The sequence below is a fragment of the Micromonospora sp. CPCC 205739 genome (assembly GCF_036906795.1).
Classification (GTDB): Bacteria; Actinomycetota; Actinomycetes; order Mycobacteriales; family Micromonosporaceae; genus Micromonospora.
Genome location: NZ_JBAKHS010000018.1, coordinates 73679 through 88711 on the forward strand (window position 1 = coordinate 73679; position 15033 = coordinate 88711).

General features: G+C 72.2%; 18 protein-coding genes. 12 read left to right on the plus strand and 6 right to left on the minus strand.

The annotated features are described in order from the left end of the window. The first annotated feature begins 59 nt into the window (after positions 1-59). Genes V6U88_RS23060 through V6U88_RS23070 form a run of 3 tightly spaced genes read left to right on the plus strand, consistent with a single transcriptional unit; the run spans position 60 to position 2728 of the window. On the plus strand, positions 60-1388 hold the full coding sequence (locus V6U88_RS23060) for a flavin-containing monooxygenase (RefSeq protein ID WP_334456060.1): 1329 nt from the start codon (positions 60-62) through the stop codon (positions 1386-1388). Next, positions 1385-2209, plus strand: a complete 825-nt coding sequence (locus V6U88_RS23065) for an SDR family NAD(P)-dependent oxidoreductase (protein ID WP_334456062.1) — start codon at positions 1385-1387, stop codon at positions 2207-2209. Before V6U88_RS23060 ends, V6U88_RS23065 begins: the two co-directional genes overlap by 4 nt. A 9-nt stretch (positions 2210-2218) precedes the next feature. Further along, the gene (locus tag V6U88_RS23070; protein ID WP_334456064.1) at positions 2219-2728 is read left to right on the plus strand and encodes an NUDIX hydrolase; all 510 of its coding nucleotides are present in this window, start codon (positions 2219-2221) and stop codon (positions 2726-2728) included. 31 nt (positions 2729-2759) lie between these two features. Here V6U88_RS23070 and V6U88_RS23075 read toward each other — a convergent pair whose 3' ends face one another. Further along, positions 2760-3410, minus strand: a complete 651-nt coding sequence (locus V6U88_RS23075; RefSeq protein WP_334456066.1) for a LysE family translocator — start codon at positions 3408-3410, stop codon at positions 2760-2762. A 128-nt stretch (positions 3411-3538) separates the two neighbouring features. On the opposite strand from V6U88_RS23075, the gene V6U88_RS23080 reads away from it, so the two are divergent. Beyond that, positions 3539-4093, plus strand: a complete 555-nt coding sequence (locus V6U88_RS23080; protein WP_334456068.1) for a GNAT family N-acetyltransferase — start codon at positions 3539-3541, stop codon at positions 4091-4093. A gap of 14 nt (positions 4094-4107) precedes the next feature. On the opposite strand, the gene V6U88_RS23085 is transcribed toward V6U88_RS23080, so the two are convergent. Beyond that, positions 4108-4512: a YkvA family protein gene (locus tag V6U88_RS23085; RefSeq protein WP_334456070.1), complete on the minus strand. Its 405-nt coding sequence runs from the start codon at positions 4510-4512 to the stop codon at positions 4108-4110. Positions 4513-4661: 149 nt separating this feature from the next. Here V6U88_RS23085 and V6U88_RS23090 point away from each other — a divergent pair, with 149 nt between their 5' ends. The 3 genes from V6U88_RS23090 to V6U88_RS23100 all read left to right on the plus strand — a co-directional run bounded on the left by V6U88_RS23090 (position 4662) and on the right by V6U88_RS23100 (position 7449). Then, entirely contained in the window at positions 4662-5150 is a 489-nt protein-coding gene (locus V6U88_RS23090) for a J-domain-containing protein (protein ID WP_334456072.1), read from the plus strand. A 70-nt stretch (positions 5151-5220) separates the two neighbouring features. Continuing rightward, the gene (locus tag V6U88_RS23095) at positions 5221-6525 is read left to right on the plus strand and encodes an NAD(P)/FAD-dependent oxidoreductase (protein ID WP_334456074.1); all 1305 of its coding nucleotides are present in this window, start codon (positions 5221-5223) and stop codon (positions 6523-6525) included. A 27-nt stretch (positions 6526-6552) separates the two neighbouring features. Then, the gene (locus V6U88_RS23100; RefSeq protein ID WP_334456076.1) at positions 6553-7449 is read left to right on the plus strand and encodes an RNA polymerase sigma-70 factor; all 897 of its coding nucleotides are present in this window, start codon (positions 6553-6555) and stop codon (positions 7447-7449) included. Between the two features lie 130 nt (positions 7450-7579). On the opposite strand, the gene V6U88_RS23105 is transcribed toward V6U88_RS23100, so the two are convergent. The 3 genes from V6U88_RS23105 to V6U88_RS23115 are packed head-to-tail and all read right to left on the minus strand — an operon-like array spanning position 7580 to position 10008. Beyond that, complete coding sequence (locus tag V6U88_RS23105; RefSeq protein ID WP_334456077.1) at positions 7580-8371, minus strand: ABC transporter permease; 792 nt, start codon at positions 8369-8371, stop codon at positions 7580-7582. After that, positions 8368-9330 (minus strand): ATP-binding cassette domain-containing protein, encoded by a 963-nt coding sequence (locus V6U88_RS23110; protein ID WP_334456078.1) that lies wholly within the window; start codon positions 9328-9330, stop codon positions 8368-8370. Before V6U88_RS23110 ends, V6U88_RS23105 begins: the two co-directional genes overlap by 4 nt. Before the next feature lie 12 nt (positions 9331-9342). Beyond that, positions 9343-10008 carry a DUF4097 family beta strand repeat-containing protein gene (locus V6U88_RS23115; RefSeq protein ID WP_334456080.1) on the minus strand — a complete coding sequence of 222 codons (666 nt, stop codon included), beginning with the start codon at positions 10006-10008 and terminating at the stop codon, positions 9343-9345. Positions 10009-10235: 227 nt separating this feature from the next. On the opposite strand from V6U88_RS23115, the gene V6U88_RS23120 reads away from it, so the two are divergent. The 3 genes from V6U88_RS23120 to V6U88_RS23130 all read left to right on the plus strand — a co-directional run bounded on the left by V6U88_RS23120 (position 10236) and on the right by V6U88_RS23130 (position 13092). Next, complete coding sequence (locus tag V6U88_RS23120) at positions 10236-10991, plus strand: helix-turn-helix domain-containing protein (RefSeq protein ID WP_334456082.1); 756 nt, start codon at positions 10236-10238, stop codon at positions 10989-10991. Positions 10992-11119: 128 nt separating this feature from the next. Next, complete coding sequence (locus tag V6U88_RS23125; RefSeq protein ID WP_334456083.1) at positions 11120-11836, plus strand: winged helix-turn-helix domain-containing protein; 717 nt, start codon at positions 11120-11122, stop codon at positions 11834-11836. Continuing rightward, positions 11833-13092: an MFS transporter gene (locus tag V6U88_RS23130; protein WP_334456085.1), complete on the plus strand. Its 1260-nt coding sequence runs from the start codon at positions 11833-11835 to the stop codon at positions 13090-13092. The genes V6U88_RS23125 and V6U88_RS23130 overlap by 4 nt, the downstream gene beginning before the upstream one ends. Positions 13093-13170: 78 nt before the next feature. Here V6U88_RS23130 and V6U88_RS23135 read toward each other — a convergent pair whose 3' ends face one another. Then, positions 13171-13368 carry a hypothetical protein gene (locus tag V6U88_RS23135; RefSeq protein ID WP_334456086.1) on the minus strand — a complete coding sequence of 66 codons (198 nt, stop codon included), beginning with the start codon at positions 13366-13368 and terminating at the stop codon, positions 13171-13173. Between the two features lie 319 nt (positions 13369-13687). Between V6U88_RS23135 and V6U88_RS23140 the strand changes: the two genes are divergently transcribed. Then, complete coding sequence (locus V6U88_RS23140; RefSeq protein ID WP_334456087.1) at positions 13688-14269, plus strand: hypothetical protein; 582 nt, start codon at positions 13688-13690, stop codon at positions 14267-14269. 8 nt (positions 14270-14277) lie between these two features. Beyond that, positions 14278-15015 (plus strand): class I SAM-dependent methyltransferase, encoded by a 738-nt coding sequence (locus V6U88_RS23145; protein ID WP_334456088.1) that lies wholly within the window; start codon positions 14278-14280, stop codon positions 15013-15015. Positions 15016-15033 lie beyond the last annotated feature (18 nt).

Consider the following 15033-nt stretch of genomic DNA (forward strand, 5'->3'; position numbering starts at 1 on the left):
GCCCCACCCGCGACCATTATCCGACAGTCGTTGGATTTTCGTGGGTAGGGGAGGCGGGGATGGGCGCACCACCGTCCGTGGCGGTGATCGGGGCGGGCGCGGCCGGGCTGGCCGCCCTCAAGGCCCTCGCCGACGCCGGCGTGCCCGCGGTCTGCTTCGAGGCCGGCGACCGGGTCGGCGGCCTGTGGGTCTACGGGTCGCCCGGCTCGCCGGCGTACCGGACGCTGCACCTGAACACCAGCAGACGGCGGACCGAGTTCGCCGACCACCCGATGCCGGCGCACTGGCCCGACTACCCCGACCACACCCGGATCGCCGGTTGGCTCGCCGACTACGCCGACCGGTTCGGCCTGCACGAGGCGGTACGGCTGCGGCACACCGTCGACCGGGTCGTCCCCGAGGTCGGCAACCGGTGGACCGTGCACGCCGACGGGCCCGACGGGCCGGTCAGCGTCACCGTGGCCGCGGTGGTCGTCGCCAACGGGCACAACCGGGTGCCGAAGCCACCGGTCCCGCCGCCCCCGGGCACCTGCACCGCCCGTCAGCTGCACAGCCACGCCTACCGGGGGCCGGAACAGCTCGCCGGTCGGCGGGTGCTGGTCGTCGGCGGCGGCAACTCCGCGATGGACATCGCCGTCGACGCCTCGTACGCCGCCGCGCGGACCCTGCTGTCGCTGCGCCGCGGCGTGTGGGTGGTGCCCAAGCACCTGCTGGGCCGCCCGTCGGACACCCTCAACGGGGCGCTGGCCCGCCGGCTGCCGTGGCGGCTGCGCCAACGGGTCAGCCAGACCATGCTCACCGCCACCGTCGGACCCCCGACCCGCTACGGCCTGCCCGCCCCCGCCCACGGCTTCCTCCAGGACCACCCCACCCTCTCCGACGGGCTGCTGTCCCGCCTCACCCACGGCGAGATCGAGGTACGGCCCGGCGTCGCCGGCTTCGACGGCGACCGGGTCACCTTCACCGACGGCCGCGCCGACGAGGTCGACCTGGTGATCTGGTGCACCGGCTACCAGGTGGACCTCCCGTTCCTGGACCCGGCGCTGCTCGGCGACCGGCCGGACGCCCTGCCGCTGTACCGGCACGTCTTCCACCCCGACGTGCCCGGCCTGGCGTTCGTCGGGCTGATGCAGTCCACCGGGGCGGCGTTCCCGCTCGTCGAGGCGCAGGCCCGGCTGGTCGCCGCCCAGCTCGCGGGCACGTACGCGCTGCCCGACCCGGCCCGGCAGCACGCCGACATCCGGGCGGAGCTGCGCGCGGCGACCGAGCGTTGGGGCGACCGCCGCCCGGCGATGCGGGTCGACTTCGACGCCTACCTCGCCCAGCTCGCCCGGGAACTCGACGAGGGCGCCCGCCGGGCCGCCGCGACCGCCCGGGTGCCGGCGTGAGCGGGCTGGCCGGACGCCGGGCGGTCGTGACCGGCGCGCACGGCACCTTCGGCCGGCAGCTCTGCGCCGCGCTGGACGCCGCCGGGGCGCGGGTCGTCGGCGTCGACCGCTACCCGGGTGTGGCCGCCGGCGTACCCGTCGTCGGCTGCGATCTGACCGATCCGGCCGCCGTCCCGCCCGTCGTACGCGCCGCCGTCGACCGCCTCGGCGGGCTGGACCTGCTGGTCAACAACGCCGGCGTCGGCGGTCCCGCCCCGGCGGAGCTGCCTCCCGACGAGACGGTCCGCCAGCAGCTGGAGGTGAACCTGCTCGCCGCCTGGCGGACCACCGCTGCCGCGCTGCCCGAGCTGGTCGCCGCCCGCGGCCGGGTGATCTTCGTGGCCAGCCGGATGGCGGTGCTGCCGCTGCCCCTCGCCGCTGCGTACGGGGTGAGCAAGCGGGCGCTGGTCGCTTATGCCGACGCGCTGCGCCACGAGGTCGGCACCCACGTCGGCGTCAGCGTCGTCTACCCGAGCATGGTCGCCTCACCGATCCACGACAGCACCGCGGAGGCCGGTCTGTCGCTGGGCGGGGTGTCCCGGATGGAGCCCGTCGAGGGCGTGGTGGCGGCGATCCTGCGGGCGGCCACCGCCCGCCGGGCGCCCCGGGACGTGGCCACCACGACCCGGGGCCGGCTGGAGATGGCCCTCGCCCGGCACGCGCCCGCGCTGGCCGACCGGATGGTCCGCCGTACCGTCGCGGGCCGGATCGCCGCCGGTGACCTCGACGCGGCGCCGCTGGCCGCCGGGATGGTCCGCCGGCACCGCGACGCCACCGGCTAGCGTGTGCCGGTGCCCGTTCCCGCGTACGTGACCAGGCTGCGCGCCCACATCGGCCACGACCTGCTCCTGCTGCCCGGGGTCAGCGCCGTGGTGCGCGACGACGCCGGGCGGGTGCTGCTGGCCCGGCGCGGCGACAACGGCCGCTGGTCGGTGCCGGCCGGGATCGTGGACCCGGGCGAACAGCCGGCCGACGCCGTCGTGCGGGAGGTCCTGGAGGAGACCGGCGTGCGGGTCCGCGTCGAGCGGGTCGGCGGCGTCGCCACCCACCCGGTGGTCTACCCCAACGGCGACGTCTGCGAGTACCTCAACGTCTGGTTCCGCTGCATGCCGGTGGGCGGCCGGCCGCGGGCCGACGGCGACGAGTCCACCGAGGTGGGCTGGTTCACCCCCGACGACCTGCCGGAGCTGGACGGCTGGGCGCGGCTGCGCATCGACACCACGCTGCGCGAGGACGCTCCGACGTGGCACGCGCGGCCCGGCGAGCGGCACCCGGCGCTGCGCCAACCCGACGCGCTCTGACCGGCCGACCGTCGGAGGCGGGCCGCGCCGGTCAGCCGGTGGCGACGGCGGCCCGGGAGCGGTCGGCGGCGATGCGTACCGCGAGACCGGCGAGCACGCTGCCCATCACGTACCGCTGCGCCCGGGCCCAGCCCGGACGGCGCAGCAGGAACGTCGACACCGAACCCGCGCTGAGCACGATCAGCGCGTTGACGGTCAGCGCGATCACGATCTGGGTGAGGCCGAGCAGCAAGCTCTGCACCGCCACGTGACCGCGCGCCGGGTCGACGAACTGCGGCAGCAGCGACACGTACAGGATGGCGATCTTCGGGTTGAGCAGGTTGGTGACCAGGCCCATGGTGAACAGCCGCCGTGGCCGGTCCGGCGGCAGCGGCGCCGGGGCGAAGGCCGACCGCCCGCCCGGGCGCAGCGTCCGCCAGGCCAGCCAGAGCAGGTACGCCGCGCCGGCCAGCTTCACCGCCGTGTACAGCGGCGGGACCAGGACGAAGACCGTGGCGATGCCGGCCACCGCGGCGGCCAGGTAGACCAGGAAACCGACCGCCACCCCGAGCAGGGAGACCAGCCCGGCCCGGCGGCCCTGGGTCACCGACCGGGACACCAGGTAGACCATGTTCGGCCCGGGTGTCAGCACCAGACCCAGCGCCACCAGACCGATCCCCACCAGCGCGCCCACCGTGACCATCGCCGCACCGCCCTCCCGCGTCCCCGGGACCCGACCCTACGCCCGCCCGCCGCGGGTACGGGACCGGCTCGTCCGGGAATCGCTGCGCCGCTCTTTGCGCCGGGCCGCCCAGCGGTGACACTGCTGTGATGTCCGTCGTCCTGCGGGTGCCCGCCACCGGTTCCGCCGCCGAACTCGTCCTGCGCCCGTGGCGCGACGACGACGTCGACGCGCTGCTGGAGGTCTACCGGGATCCGGAGCTGCGCGCGCGTACCCGCCAACCGGTACAGACCGCCGCCGACGCCCGGCGCTGGGTGGCCCGGCACCGGCAGGGCTGGGCGGCGGGCCGGCGCTTCTGCTTCGCCGTCTGCGAGCCGGACCCGGTAGGTGACGGGCAGCGACTGGTGGCCTGCGTGGTGCTCAAGGACGTCACGCCGGGACGGCCGGACGCCGAGGTGGGCTACTGGACGGCCGCGCCGGCCCGGGGCCGAGGGGTGGCCCCGCGTGCCGTGGACGCGGTGAGCCGCTGGGCGTTCACCCGGTTCGCCGCCGCCGGGCTGACCCGGCTGGAACTGCTGCACCTGGTCGACAACCAGGCCTCCTGCCGGGTGGCGGAGAAGAGCGGATACCCGTTCGTGGAAGTGCTGCCCGCCCGGGCGCCGTACCCGCTCGACGGGCACCGCCACGTGCGCCGGCGGGACTGAGGTCTCGACGGGCCTCACGCCGGCGGCGTGGCGGGCGGGCCGAGCAGGCGCAGCAGCAGGCGCGGCTCGCCGGGCCAGGCGGCGAGCAGCACCTCACGCGGCACCTGCCGGCCCGCGTAGCGCAGCGCGAGCGCGACCACCACGATGTCGTCCAGCGGGCCGATCACCGGGAGGAACTCCGGGATCAGGTCGATCGGGCTGGCCAACCAGAGGCCCGCCACCACGATGGCGACCTTCGCCTTGCGGGGGACCCGGGGGTCGGCGCGCAGCCGGCGCACGGTGGTCAGGCAGTCGGGGATGAACGCGGCCAGATCGCGCAGGATGCCCGGCGGCAGCCGCCGGGCCAGCAGCACCAGCAGCGCCCAGCTGGCCAGCAGGCAGGTCACGGCCACGCCGAGCCCGATCAGCCAGTCCCGCACGTGTGCCCTCCTCCGACCCGCGTCGACCCTGCCGGGAATCTACGCCCCGGCCGGTCGGTCGACCCGTCGGCGGGGAATGCCGGGCCCCTGTCGCGACGCTGAACTCTGTCGGCATCGGCGGATACGGTGGTTCGGGGAGGTAGGGCGACGTGAGCAACGCGTGGGAAGCGGCGGTCGAGGCGCAGATCCGCTCCGCCCTGGAGCGCGGCGAATTCGACAACCTGCCCGGCATGGGCAAGCCGATCCCCGGCCGTGGCCTGCCCTACGACGAGTCCTGGTGGATCAAGAGCTTCCTGGAGCGCGAGGCGCTGCCCAGCACCCTGCTGCTGCCCACCCCGCTGCAGCTGCGTCGCAAGGTCGAGCAGGTCCCCGACGAGGTCCGTGACCTGCCCACGGAGGAGTCCGTCCGGGCGTACGTGGCCGTGCTGAACGCCGAGATCGTCGCCTGGCTGCGCAACCCGACCGGCCCGCGGGTGGTGGTCCGGCCGGTCAACGCCGACGAGACCGTGCAGCGCTGGCGCGCCGAACGGGAGCAGGCCATCGCGGCGCGTACCGTGGCGGCGCCGGTGGAGCAGCCGCGTGCCGCGGGCCGGCGACCCCGACGCCGCTGGTGGCTGTGGGGGCGCCGCCGGGGCTGACCCCGGCGGCGGATGGCGTGGTCACCGCGCCAGCTCTGGCCGCAGCGAGCGGCACACGTCGCTTCCGGCGATGAACCGGACGAACCAACACCTGTTGAGTGACCTGTCTCACCCGCTGTCACAGCCATCGATCACGCGGTGTCTTGGGGTCGAAGCCCTGAACGAAGGAGACACCATGACCGGGAACACCGAGGTCCTCGTGATCGGCGGCGGATACGCGGGCGTCATGGCCGCCAATCGCCTGACGAAGCGCGACGACCTGACCGTGACGCTGATCAACCCGCGCCGGACCTTCGTCGATCGGATCCGCCTGCACCAACTGGTGGCAGGGTCCCACGACGCGGTCGTCGATTATCGGAAGATCCTGGCCGAGGGCGTCCGGCTGGTGGTCGACACCGTGACACGCATCGACGCGGCCGAGCGCAGCGTGACGTTGGCGACCGGCGGCACGGTCGGCTACGACTACCTGATCTACGCGGTGGGCAGTGGCAGCGCCGACCCGAGCGTGCCCGGAGCAGCCGAGTTCGCCTACCCGATCGCCAGCATCGAGGAGGCGCAGCGGCTGCGGCCGGTCATCGACGCCGCGCCTGCAACGGCCGCGGTGACGGTGGTCGGAGCGGGTCCGACCGGCATCGAGACCGCCGCCGAACTGGCGGAGGCGGGCCGCACCGTGACCCTGGTCTGCGGCGAGGTGCTCGGCCCGTACCTGCACCCTCGGGGCCGACGCTCGGTCGCCAAGCGGCTGGCCAAACTCGGCGTGACCGTGCTCGAAGGCCCCGACGCGACGGTGACGGCCGTGACGCGCGATGCCGTGCTGCTCGGTGACGGCCGCGAGCTGCGCAGCACGGTGACCATCTGGACCGCCGGATTCGGCGTGCCGGACCTGGCCGGCCGCAGCGGGCTGAGCACCGACGCCCTGGGCCGCCTGCTCACGGACGAGACGTTGACGAGCGTGGACGACGTGCGCATCGTCGCGGCCGGGGATTCGGCGGCACCGTCGGACCAGCCGTTCCGGATGAGCTGCCAGGCCGCGGTTCAGCTGGGCCCGCAGGCCGCCGAAACAGTGCTCAAGCGGCTCGCGGGTGAGCAGCCCGCGCCCGTCGACGTGGGGTTCGCCGGCCAGTGCATCAGCCTGGGCCGTCGCGCCGGCATCTTCCAGTTCTCCAACAGGAACGACACCGCGATGAGGCTCCACCTCGGCGGCCGCCCGGGCGCGAAGCTCAAGGAGTTCATTTGCAAGAGCATCGCCTGGCAGCTGGCGTACGAGGCACGCAATCCCGGTTCGTGCAACTGGTGGATTAAGGATGACAAGCGCCGGCGGCTGCTGCAGGCCAAGCGCGGCGAGGCGGTGCCCACCCCTGAACGGGCAGCCTGAGCCGCGGGTGGCGTCCCACTTTCGATCATGAGCGACCACGCCACCGACCCGGCGACCGAGACCTTCGTCGCCTACCGCAACCTGCTCTTCACCGTCGCATACGAGATGCTCGGATCGGCGGCCGACGCGGAGGACGTCCTTCAGGAGACCTGGCTGCGGTGGGTCGAGGTCGACGTGAAGCAGGTGCGCGACCAGCGCGCCTACCTGGTCCGGATCACGAGCCGGCAGTCGCTCAACCGGCTGCGCACGATGAAGCGCCGCAAGGAGGCGTATGTCGGCCCCTGGCTGCCCGAACCGCTGCTCACCGCGCCGGACGTGGCCGAGGACGTCGAACTCGCCGAGAGCCTGTCGATGGCGCTGATGCTGGTCCTCGAGACGCTCTCGCCGACCGAGCGGGCCGTCTTCGTCCTACGCGAGGCGTTCGATGTCAGCTACGACGAGATCGCGGCCGCCGTCGACAAGAGCCCCGCCGCCGTCCGCCAGATCGCGCACCGCGCCCGCCGGCACGTCGACGCCCGCCGCCCCCGCCAGGTGGTCTCCACGAGCGAGGCCCGGGCGGCTCTGGAGTCGTTCCAGCGCGCGCTCGAGACCAGGGACCTGCAGGGCATCCTTGACGTCCTCGCCCCGGAGGTCGTGATGGTGAACGACGGCGGCGGCGTCAAGCAGGCCGCGCCGCGGCCGATCATCGGTGCCGACAAGGTGGTCCGCTTCATCGTCGGCGGCTTCGGTAAGGCCGAAGGCGCGCTCACCAGTGCCCCCACCGTGGTCAACGGCAACCCCGCACTCGTCGTGCGCCTGGCCGGCGAGCTCGACGGGGTCCTGGCGGTCCGGGTCGAGGACGCCCGCATCACCGGCCTCTACTACGTCCGCAACCCCGAGAAGCTGACCCGCGTCGAGGCCGAGACCCCGCTCACCCTGCGATGAATACCGGGGCCGAACGGCTCCGCGTGCTACGGGAGTCAACGCCGACGGGGCGGCGTACGCCGACGCGGTGTCGGAGTACGCCGCCCTGACCGGGACGAGCTGCGGGAGGTGGCCCGCGCTGTCCTGGCGGTTACTTCGGGTCGTGGTTGAACTTTGACGTCGACCAGAAGTAGCCGAGCACCGCGAGACCCAGGCACCAGGCGACCGCGAGCCATCCGTTGTGGCCGATCTCGCTGCCGAGCAGCAGACCGCGCAGGGTCTCGATGGCGGGCGTGAACGGCTGGTACTCGGCGATCGGCTGGAGCCAGCCGGGCATGGCGTCGACCGGGACGAAGGCGCTGGAGAGCAGCGGCAGCAGGATCAGCGGCATCGCGTTGTTGCTGGCGGCCTCGGCGTTCGGGCTGACCAGGCCCATGCCGACCGCGATCCAGGTGAGCGCCAGGGCGAAGAGCACGAGCAGCCCGAACGCCGCGAGCCACTCCAGGACGCCGGCATCCGTGGACCGGAAGCCGATGGCCACGGCGACGGCGCCCACGAGGACCACGCTCATGATCGACTGCAGTACGCTGCCGACGACGTGCCCGACGAGCACCGAACCGCGGTGGATCGCCATCGTGCGGAAGCGGGCGATGATGCCCTCGGTCATGTCGGTGGAGACGGACACCGCGGTCCCGATCACGGTGCTGCCGATGGTCATCAGCAGGAGGCCCGGGACGAGATACGCGATGTACTCGGAGCGGTCCGGAGCGCCGCCGCCGATGCCCGCGCTCATCGTGTCGCCGAATACGTAGACGAAGAGCAGCAGCAGCATGATCGGGGTGAGCAGCAGGTTCAGGGTCAACGACGGATAGCGCCGCGCGTGCAGGAGGTTGCGGCGCAGCATCGTGGACGAGTCGCGTACGGCGAGGGAGAGGGAGCTCATCGGACGGCCTCCTTGGCCTGGTGGGGGACGCGGGCGCCGCCGGTCAGGGCGAAGAACACGTCGTCGAGGTCGGGGGTGTGCACGGTGAGGGTGTCGGCGTGCACGTCGGCGGCGTCCAGCCGGTCGAGGATCGCGCGCAGCTCGCGCTGGGTGCCGTCGCTGGGGATCTGCAGGGTCAGCGCCTGGTCGTCGCGTACGGTCTCGCGCAGCGCGCCGGCGGCCCGCTCGTACGCCGCAGGGTCCTCGAAGCGGAGCTGGACGTGTCCGCCGGGGATGAGCCGCTTCAGTTCCTCGGCGGTGCCCTCGGCGGCGATCTTCCCGTCGTTGAGCACGGCGATACGGTGGGCGAGCTGGTCGGCCTCCTCCAGGTACTGGGTGGTGAGGAAGACGGTGACGCCGTCGGAGACGAGCTCGCGGATGATCTGCCACATGTTGTGGCGACTGCGGGGGTCGAGGCCGGTGGTCGGTTCGTCGAGGAAGATGATGCGCGGGTTGCCGACCAGGGTCATGGCGAGGTCGAGGCGGCGCTTCATGCCGCCGGAGTAGGTGGAGGCGGGCTTCTTCGCGGCGTCGGTGAGGTCGAAGCGCTCCAGCAGCTCAGCGGCCGTGCGCTGACCCTCGCGCTTGGACAGGTGGTGCAGGTCGCCCATGAGGAGCATGTTCTCCTCGCCGGTGATCAGGCCGTCGACGGCGGAGAACTGGCCGGTGACGCCGATGGCGGCGCGTACCGCCTGCGGGTCGGCGGCGAGGTCGTGGCCGCCGACGCGGATGTCGCCGGAGGCGGGGTCGGGGGAGATGAGGGTGGAGAGGATCTTGACGGCGGTGGTCTTGCCGGCGCCGTTCGGACCGAGCAGGGAGAAGATCGTTCCTTGGGGGACGGCCAGGTCGACGCCATCGAGCACGACCTTGTCGCCGTAGGACTTGCGCAGCCCGTTCGCCGCGATGGCCAGGTTGGTCATGATGGGTGCTCCTCAGAGGCTGCGGGCGACGATGTCGCCGTAGGCGGTGGTCGCGTGGATGTTCAGGTCGGCGGCGCCCTCGGTGTTCATGAGCGCGTTGTGGATCCGGCCGTGGGTGGTGCCGGCGTCCAGGGAGGCGGAGACTCCGCGGGCGGCGCCGACCGACACGTCGCCGGCCTGGGTACGCAGCACGATGGTGCCGCGCACGGCCTCGCCGATGCGGATGTCGCCCTTCGCGGTGCTGATCTCCGCGGGGCCGTTGAGGCGGCCGACCGAGACGTCACCGGCGGCGGTGGTGAGGCGGACGCTCGCGGCCTCGTCGAGCTTGATCGCGCCGTGCGCGCCGTCGAAGGCGACGTCGCCGAACCGTCCGACGGCCCGGAACTCGGCGCTGGCCGCCTTCACCTTGACCTGGGAACCGGCGGGCAGCTGGACCGTCACCTCGATGGATCCGGAGCTTCCGAGGATCTGGTTCTTCGCCGAGGCCTCGATCCGCAGGACGCCGTCGCCGTATTCGACCTTGGTCTGCTCCGCCACCTTCACGTCGCGGCCCTTCGAGGCGTCCGTGGGCAGGACCTCGACCGTGGTGTCGGTCCGGTCGGCGGCGATGAACTGGACGCGCCCGGCGGGGATGTCGAGGACGGTGGAGATCGGGCTGGGGGTGTCGAACTTCTGCATCGTGCTCTCCTCCTGCGCCTGCTGTTTCTGACACCGGAAACGCTACGTTGCGTTCGAGAATCGAGCAACAAGCATGTTGCGAACAAGCAGTATTAGCGCAGGTGAAAGCCCGAGTTTCGTTGCAACGGCCTTGTTTTTAACGCAACGCTAGCCGCCCTGTTCGTTGCATTGGATGGGGAGTGAACGCTATGTTGGAGGCATCAAAGGAAGCGTGAAGGGAGATCGCGATGCCGGGAGGCCGGCTCACCCAGCAGGAACGCCAGCAGATCGCGCTGGGGTTGGCCGACGGGCTCGCCTACGCGGAGATCGCCAGACGTCTCGACCGTCCCACCTCGACGATCACGCGTGAGGTGATGCGCAACGGCGGCCCCACCGCCTACCGTGCCGACCTGGCCCACCGCGCCACCGAACGCCGCGCCCACCGGCGCAGGCAGGCCGTTCCCCGAGGGCCGCAGGCGCCCCCGCAGGCCCACGGACGCGACGCCGAGGCCGTGCGCGAGTACGAGGAGATGTTCACCACCCTCCTCATGCAGCAGGGCCTTCCCAAGATGATGTCCCGGGTGCTGACCTGCCTCTACACCGCCGACGCGGGCAGCCTCACCGCGTCCGAACTCGTCCAGCACCTCCAGGTCAGCCCGGCGTCCATCTCCAAGGCCATCACGTTCCTCGAAAGCCAGGGCCTCATCCGCCGGGAACGCGACGAACGCCGCCGCGAGCGCTACCTCGTCGACGACGACGTCTGGTACCAGGGCACGATCGCCGGCGCCCGATCCAACGCCCAGCTCGCCGAGACCGCACGGCAGGGCGTCAGCATCCTCGGCCCCGGCACCCCGGCCGCCGTCCGCCTCGAGGGCATCGCCCGTTTCCTCGACTTCATCAGCGAGAGCATCACCCGTGCCGCGGAGCAGGCCCGCGAGATCCTCTACACGAAACCCGAAGCGATCTCAGCCGACGCTGCCACGCCAACTTCCGATCGGGGATAGGCGGCAGTACACAGCCACTGGTGCCCGCCGCGGCCTCGTCAGCGTCTCTATCGAACGGTCCGCGATCGCGACCCAGACCATGCCAACAACCCGTTGCAAAAGATTCTTTGCATAGTTACCTTGGCATCATGACCGAAGATCCGCACAAGCCTGGGTACGACTCCACTCGAGACGTAGTTCTCGACGCACGGACGCTACGCGGTGTAGCCCATCCACTGCGCCTGCGGTTGCTCGGCTCACTGCGCCATGAGGGACCGCAGACCGCCACCCAGTTGGCCTCCCGATTCGGTGAGTCCAGCGCAGCGACCAGCTACCACCTCCGCACACTGGCCGCTCACGGCTTCGTCACCGACGCGCCCGAGCTGGGCCGCGGCCGGGAACGCTTCTGGCGAGCCGTGCATCGCTCGACCTGGTTCGACGCTCCCGACCGGGACGCGCCGGAGCGTGAACTCGGCAAGGCGTACCTGCGCACGGTCGCGCGGATGTACGCGGAGAACGTCGAGCGGTCCATCACCGAGCTGGCGGACTGGCCGCAGGAGTGGGTACGGGCGGCCAGCATGAGCGACCTCACGGTCAGCCTGAGCACCGCCGAGGCGCAGGAACTCGCCGACGACGTGATGGCCCTGCTGGTGCGGTATCGGGACCGGGCGGCGGACCGGGCCAGTGACGGATCGGAACGCGTCGCGATGACCACGCAGTTCCAGATCTTCCCGCGGCGCGGCCAGCTGGACGCGCTGTTGGCTACTCGGACCGGGTCCGTCGACGAGCCCGTCAACGCGGGAAATGAATCCTCCGGCACCGCGGCCGATGAACCCTTCGGTGCTGCGGACGGGGACCGACCGTGAGGGGGCGGTCCGCGTACGGGTTGCTCATCGCCCAGGCGGTCTCGGTCACCGGCACCCGGATGTCGGTCGTGGCGGTGCCCTGGTTCGTGCTGCAGAGCACCGGCGACCCCCTTCTGACCGGCGTCACCGCGTTCGTGGAGATGGGCGCCCTGGTCGCGGCGCGCGTACTCGGCGGACCGCTGGTCGACCGTATCGGGCCGCGGATGGCCAGCGTCGGCGGTGACCTGATCGCCGGGCTCGTGCTCGGCGTGGTGCCCCTGCTGTACGCCGCCGGCCTGCTCGCCTTTCCGGTCCTGCTCGTGCTGGTCGGGGTGGTCGGGCTGTTCCGCGGGCCGTCGGACAACGCGAAGTACGCGATGGTGCCCGACGTCGCGGCCGCGGCCGGCTGGAGTAACGAGCGGGCCGCCGGGCTGGCCGACAGCGTGCACCGCCTCGGGTCGCTGATCGGGGCGCCGTTGGGCGCAGTGCTGATCGCTGTGGTCGGCGCTCCCGCGGTCATCGCGCTGGACGCGGCCAGCTTCCTGCTCGCCGCCGCGCTGGTGGCGACACTGGTCCGGGTCCGGCGGGCCGAACCCGACCCGGCCGAGGTGGGCCACCGCGCCGGTGTCGGTGGCTACCTCGCCGACCTCGGGGCCGGGCTGCGCTTCGTCCGGCGTGATCCGCTGCTACGGGCGATCGTCGCGATGGTGCTGCTGACGAACCTGCTCGACCAGGCAATGACGGCGGTGCTGATCCCGGTATGGGCGGCCGAGCGTTTTGACGACGCCGCACCCGTCGGGCTTGTGTTCGGCGCGCTGAGCGCCGGAGCTTTCGTAGGGTCGCTGCTCGTGTCGGTGTACGGCGCGCGCTTGCCGCGGTGGCGCACGTACGCCGTTGCCTTCCTGTTCGGTGCCGTCCCGCGGATCTTCGTGCTGGCGCTGCCGGTCGGACTGCCGGTCATCGCGGGCGTCGCGCTCGTCGGCGGGGTGCTGATCGGGGCCATCAACCCATTGCTGTCCGCTGCGGAGTTCGAACGCATCCCAGCCGGCCTGCGGGCACGTGTTCTCGGCGCGGTCGGCGGCCTGGCCTGGGCCGGTATCCCGCTCGGCGGGCTCGTCGGCGGCGTGCTCGCGTCCACGCTCGGCGCCACCGGCGGCATCCTCGTCGTGGGAACGGCGTACCTGCTGGTCACCCTGGACCCCCTGATCCGCAGGCGCACCTGGCGGCTGATGAACCGGCAGGCTCCAACCACCGCCCCGGTCTCTGTGCCGGCCTGACTCCGGCGTCACCGGCGCGAACCCAGGGGCGAACGGCGGCGACCTGTCACCCTCGCTCACAACCGGATCCCTTATCGCTCAGGAGCGGTCAGCCTCGCGCCGCCAGTTCGGCAGCCGCGGCGGCCGGTAGCCGTCAGCGTCGAGCTGGGCGAGTTCGCCGTCGGTGTGGACAGAGTGGGTGCCGTAGAAGTGCACGTTCCCGTGGTGGGTGGGCCGGATGTGGGTCGGCAGAGCGTGTTCCGCGCCCATCCGCCAGATCTCGTGAGACTCGGCCACCTCAACCGCCAGGTCCCCTGAGGTTCCGCCAGCTCAGCCGAGACCTGACACCCCCGCAAGAAGACTTCGTAGCCTGCCAGTCGAGGGCTGGCGATCGATTATCGGATTACCGGTAATAACAATCCAGTAAGTCACCTGGACATAAGGGGCGAACCGCCGATGCATCATAATGTCTGTTCTGTTGATTCCTACTGCAGCGATAGGTATTTAGTGCACGACGGAGCAAGGTCACGCCCGCGACGGTCCAGGCCGATCCACAGAGGTGGGTACGGCACGAGCCGGGCCACTGCTCGCTTCGCCGCGCTGGCAGACTGCACCGATGATCGACGAGGCAGGTGACGAGAACACCCTGGACAGCAGTGAGTTCGTTCCGGCCGAGGGCGGTGAATGGCGGGGGCTGTTGTTCGAGAACCCGGCGCTAGGACTGGCGCCGCAGCTGACCTGGAGCTTCCACTTCCCGTTCCAGCCGGTGTCACGCGATCACGGGAGCAGCCCACTCACCCTGGACCTCGAGTGGCTGCCGATCCCGGCGGACGGGTGGCGCAGCATGGCAGGCCGGAGTGCCGGCAGCTCACAATTCGCCGAGCCGGGCGAGGCCAGCGTCTACTACTTCGCGCACCACCGCTATGACGCGATCGACCTGCAGATACTGGAGCAGCGCGACCTGGCCATCCATGTCCGGGCGAACGTGTCCGGTGACCTGGACGGCCTGGGAGTCGAACCGGTCGTCGCAGACGCGTGGTTGCGTTTTGCCGGCATCACCGTGTCGCTCAGCGACACGGTGACCGCCGATGCGGCCCTCGCTCGGCTCAGCGAATTCTGCGACATCACCGGGCTGGCGCAGGCAGCGGATCCGGGCGGGATCCACTTCCGGTTCGCTCCCGCTGGCCCCGTCGGATAGGTGCGCCGGTGCGCAACGCGGAGTTCACCGATCCTCGGCTCGTCGCGGTCTACGACGTCGAGTGCCCGTGGGGGCGCGACGACGACTTCTTCCTCGCCGAGGTCGGCGCCGCCCCGGCCGCCCGGGTGCTGGACTTCGGCTGCGGCACCGGCCGGCTGGCCCTGGCCCTGGCCGCCGCCGGGCACACCGTCACCGGCGTCGACCCGGCCCGCGCCTCACTGGACGCCGCCCGCGCCAAGCCCGGCGCGGACCGGGTCACCTGGATCGAGGGTGGCGCGGAGGTGCTGCCCGCCGGGGCGTACGACGTGGCGCTGATGACCAGCCACGTGGCGCAGTTCGTGGTGGACGACGACGAGTGGCGGCGGGTCCTGGCCGCGCTGCGCCGGGCGCTGCGTACGGGTGGTCGGCTGCTCTTCGACTCCCGGGACCCGGCCGACCGGCGCTGGGAGCGGTGGAACCCGGTCGACTCCCGCCGCCGGGTCCACCTGCCCGACGGGACTGCCGTGCTGACCTGGACCGAGGTGACCGACGCCCACGCCGGCGTCGTGCACTTCACCCGCCACTTCCGCTTCCCGGACGGCGAGCGGCGCGGCGACGCCGTGCTGCGGTTCCGTACCGAGGGGGAGCTGCGGGGCACCCTCGCCGGCGCGGGCTTCCGGGTGCAGCGGATCGACGGTGGCTGGCAGGGAGAGCCCGTGGGTGCGGGCGACGACGGCGAGTTCGTGGTGGTGGCGACGGCCATCTGAGGGTCGACCGGTACCACC

Bases quoted from the DNA above. Each gene is read 5' to 3' on its own strand.
- V6U88_RS23060 (WP_334456060.1), top strand. From the start codon at position 60: ATGGGCGCACCACCGTCCGTGGCGGTGATCGGGGCGGGCGCGGCCGGG.
- V6U88_RS23110 (WP_334456078.1), bottom strand. From the start codon at position 9,330: ATGACCAACCTGGCCATCGCGGCGAACGGGCTGCGCAAGTCCTACGGC.
- V6U88_RS23105 (WP_334456077.1), bottom strand. From the start codon at position 8,371: ATGAGCTCCCTCTCCCTCGCCGTACGCGACTCGTCCACGATGCTGCGC.
- V6U88_RS23075 (WP_334456066.1), bottom strand. From the start codon at position 3,410: ATGGTCACGGTGGGCGCGCTGGTGGGGATCGGTCTGGTGGCGCTGGGT.
- V6U88_RS23080 (WP_334456068.1), top strand. From the start codon at position 3,539: ATGTCCGTCGTCCTGCGGGTGCCCGCCACCGGTTCCGCCGCCGAACTC.
- V6U88_RS23115 (WP_334456080.1), bottom strand. From the start codon at position 10,008: ATGCAGAAGTTCGACACCCCCAGCCCGATCTCCACCGTCCTCGACATC.
- V6U88_RS23140 (WP_334456087.1), top strand. From the start codon at position 13,688: ATGATCGACGAGGCAGGTGACGAGAACACCCTGGACAGCAGTGAGTTC.
- V6U88_RS23100 (WP_334456076.1), top strand. From the start codon at position 6,553: ATGAGCGACCACGCCACCGACCCGGCGACCGAGACCTTCGTCGCCTAC.
- V6U88_RS23120 (WP_334456082.1), top strand. From the start codon at position 10,236: ATGCCGGGAGGCCGGCTCACCCAGCAGGAACGCCAGCAGATCGCGCTG.
- V6U88_RS23125 (WP_334456083.1), top strand. From the start codon at position 11,120: ATGACCGAAGATCCGCACAAGCCTGGGTACGACTCCACTCGAGACGTA.
- V6U88_RS23095 (WP_334456074.1), top strand. From the start codon at position 5,221: ATGAACCGGACGAACCAACACCTGTTGAGTGACCTGTCTCACCCGCTG.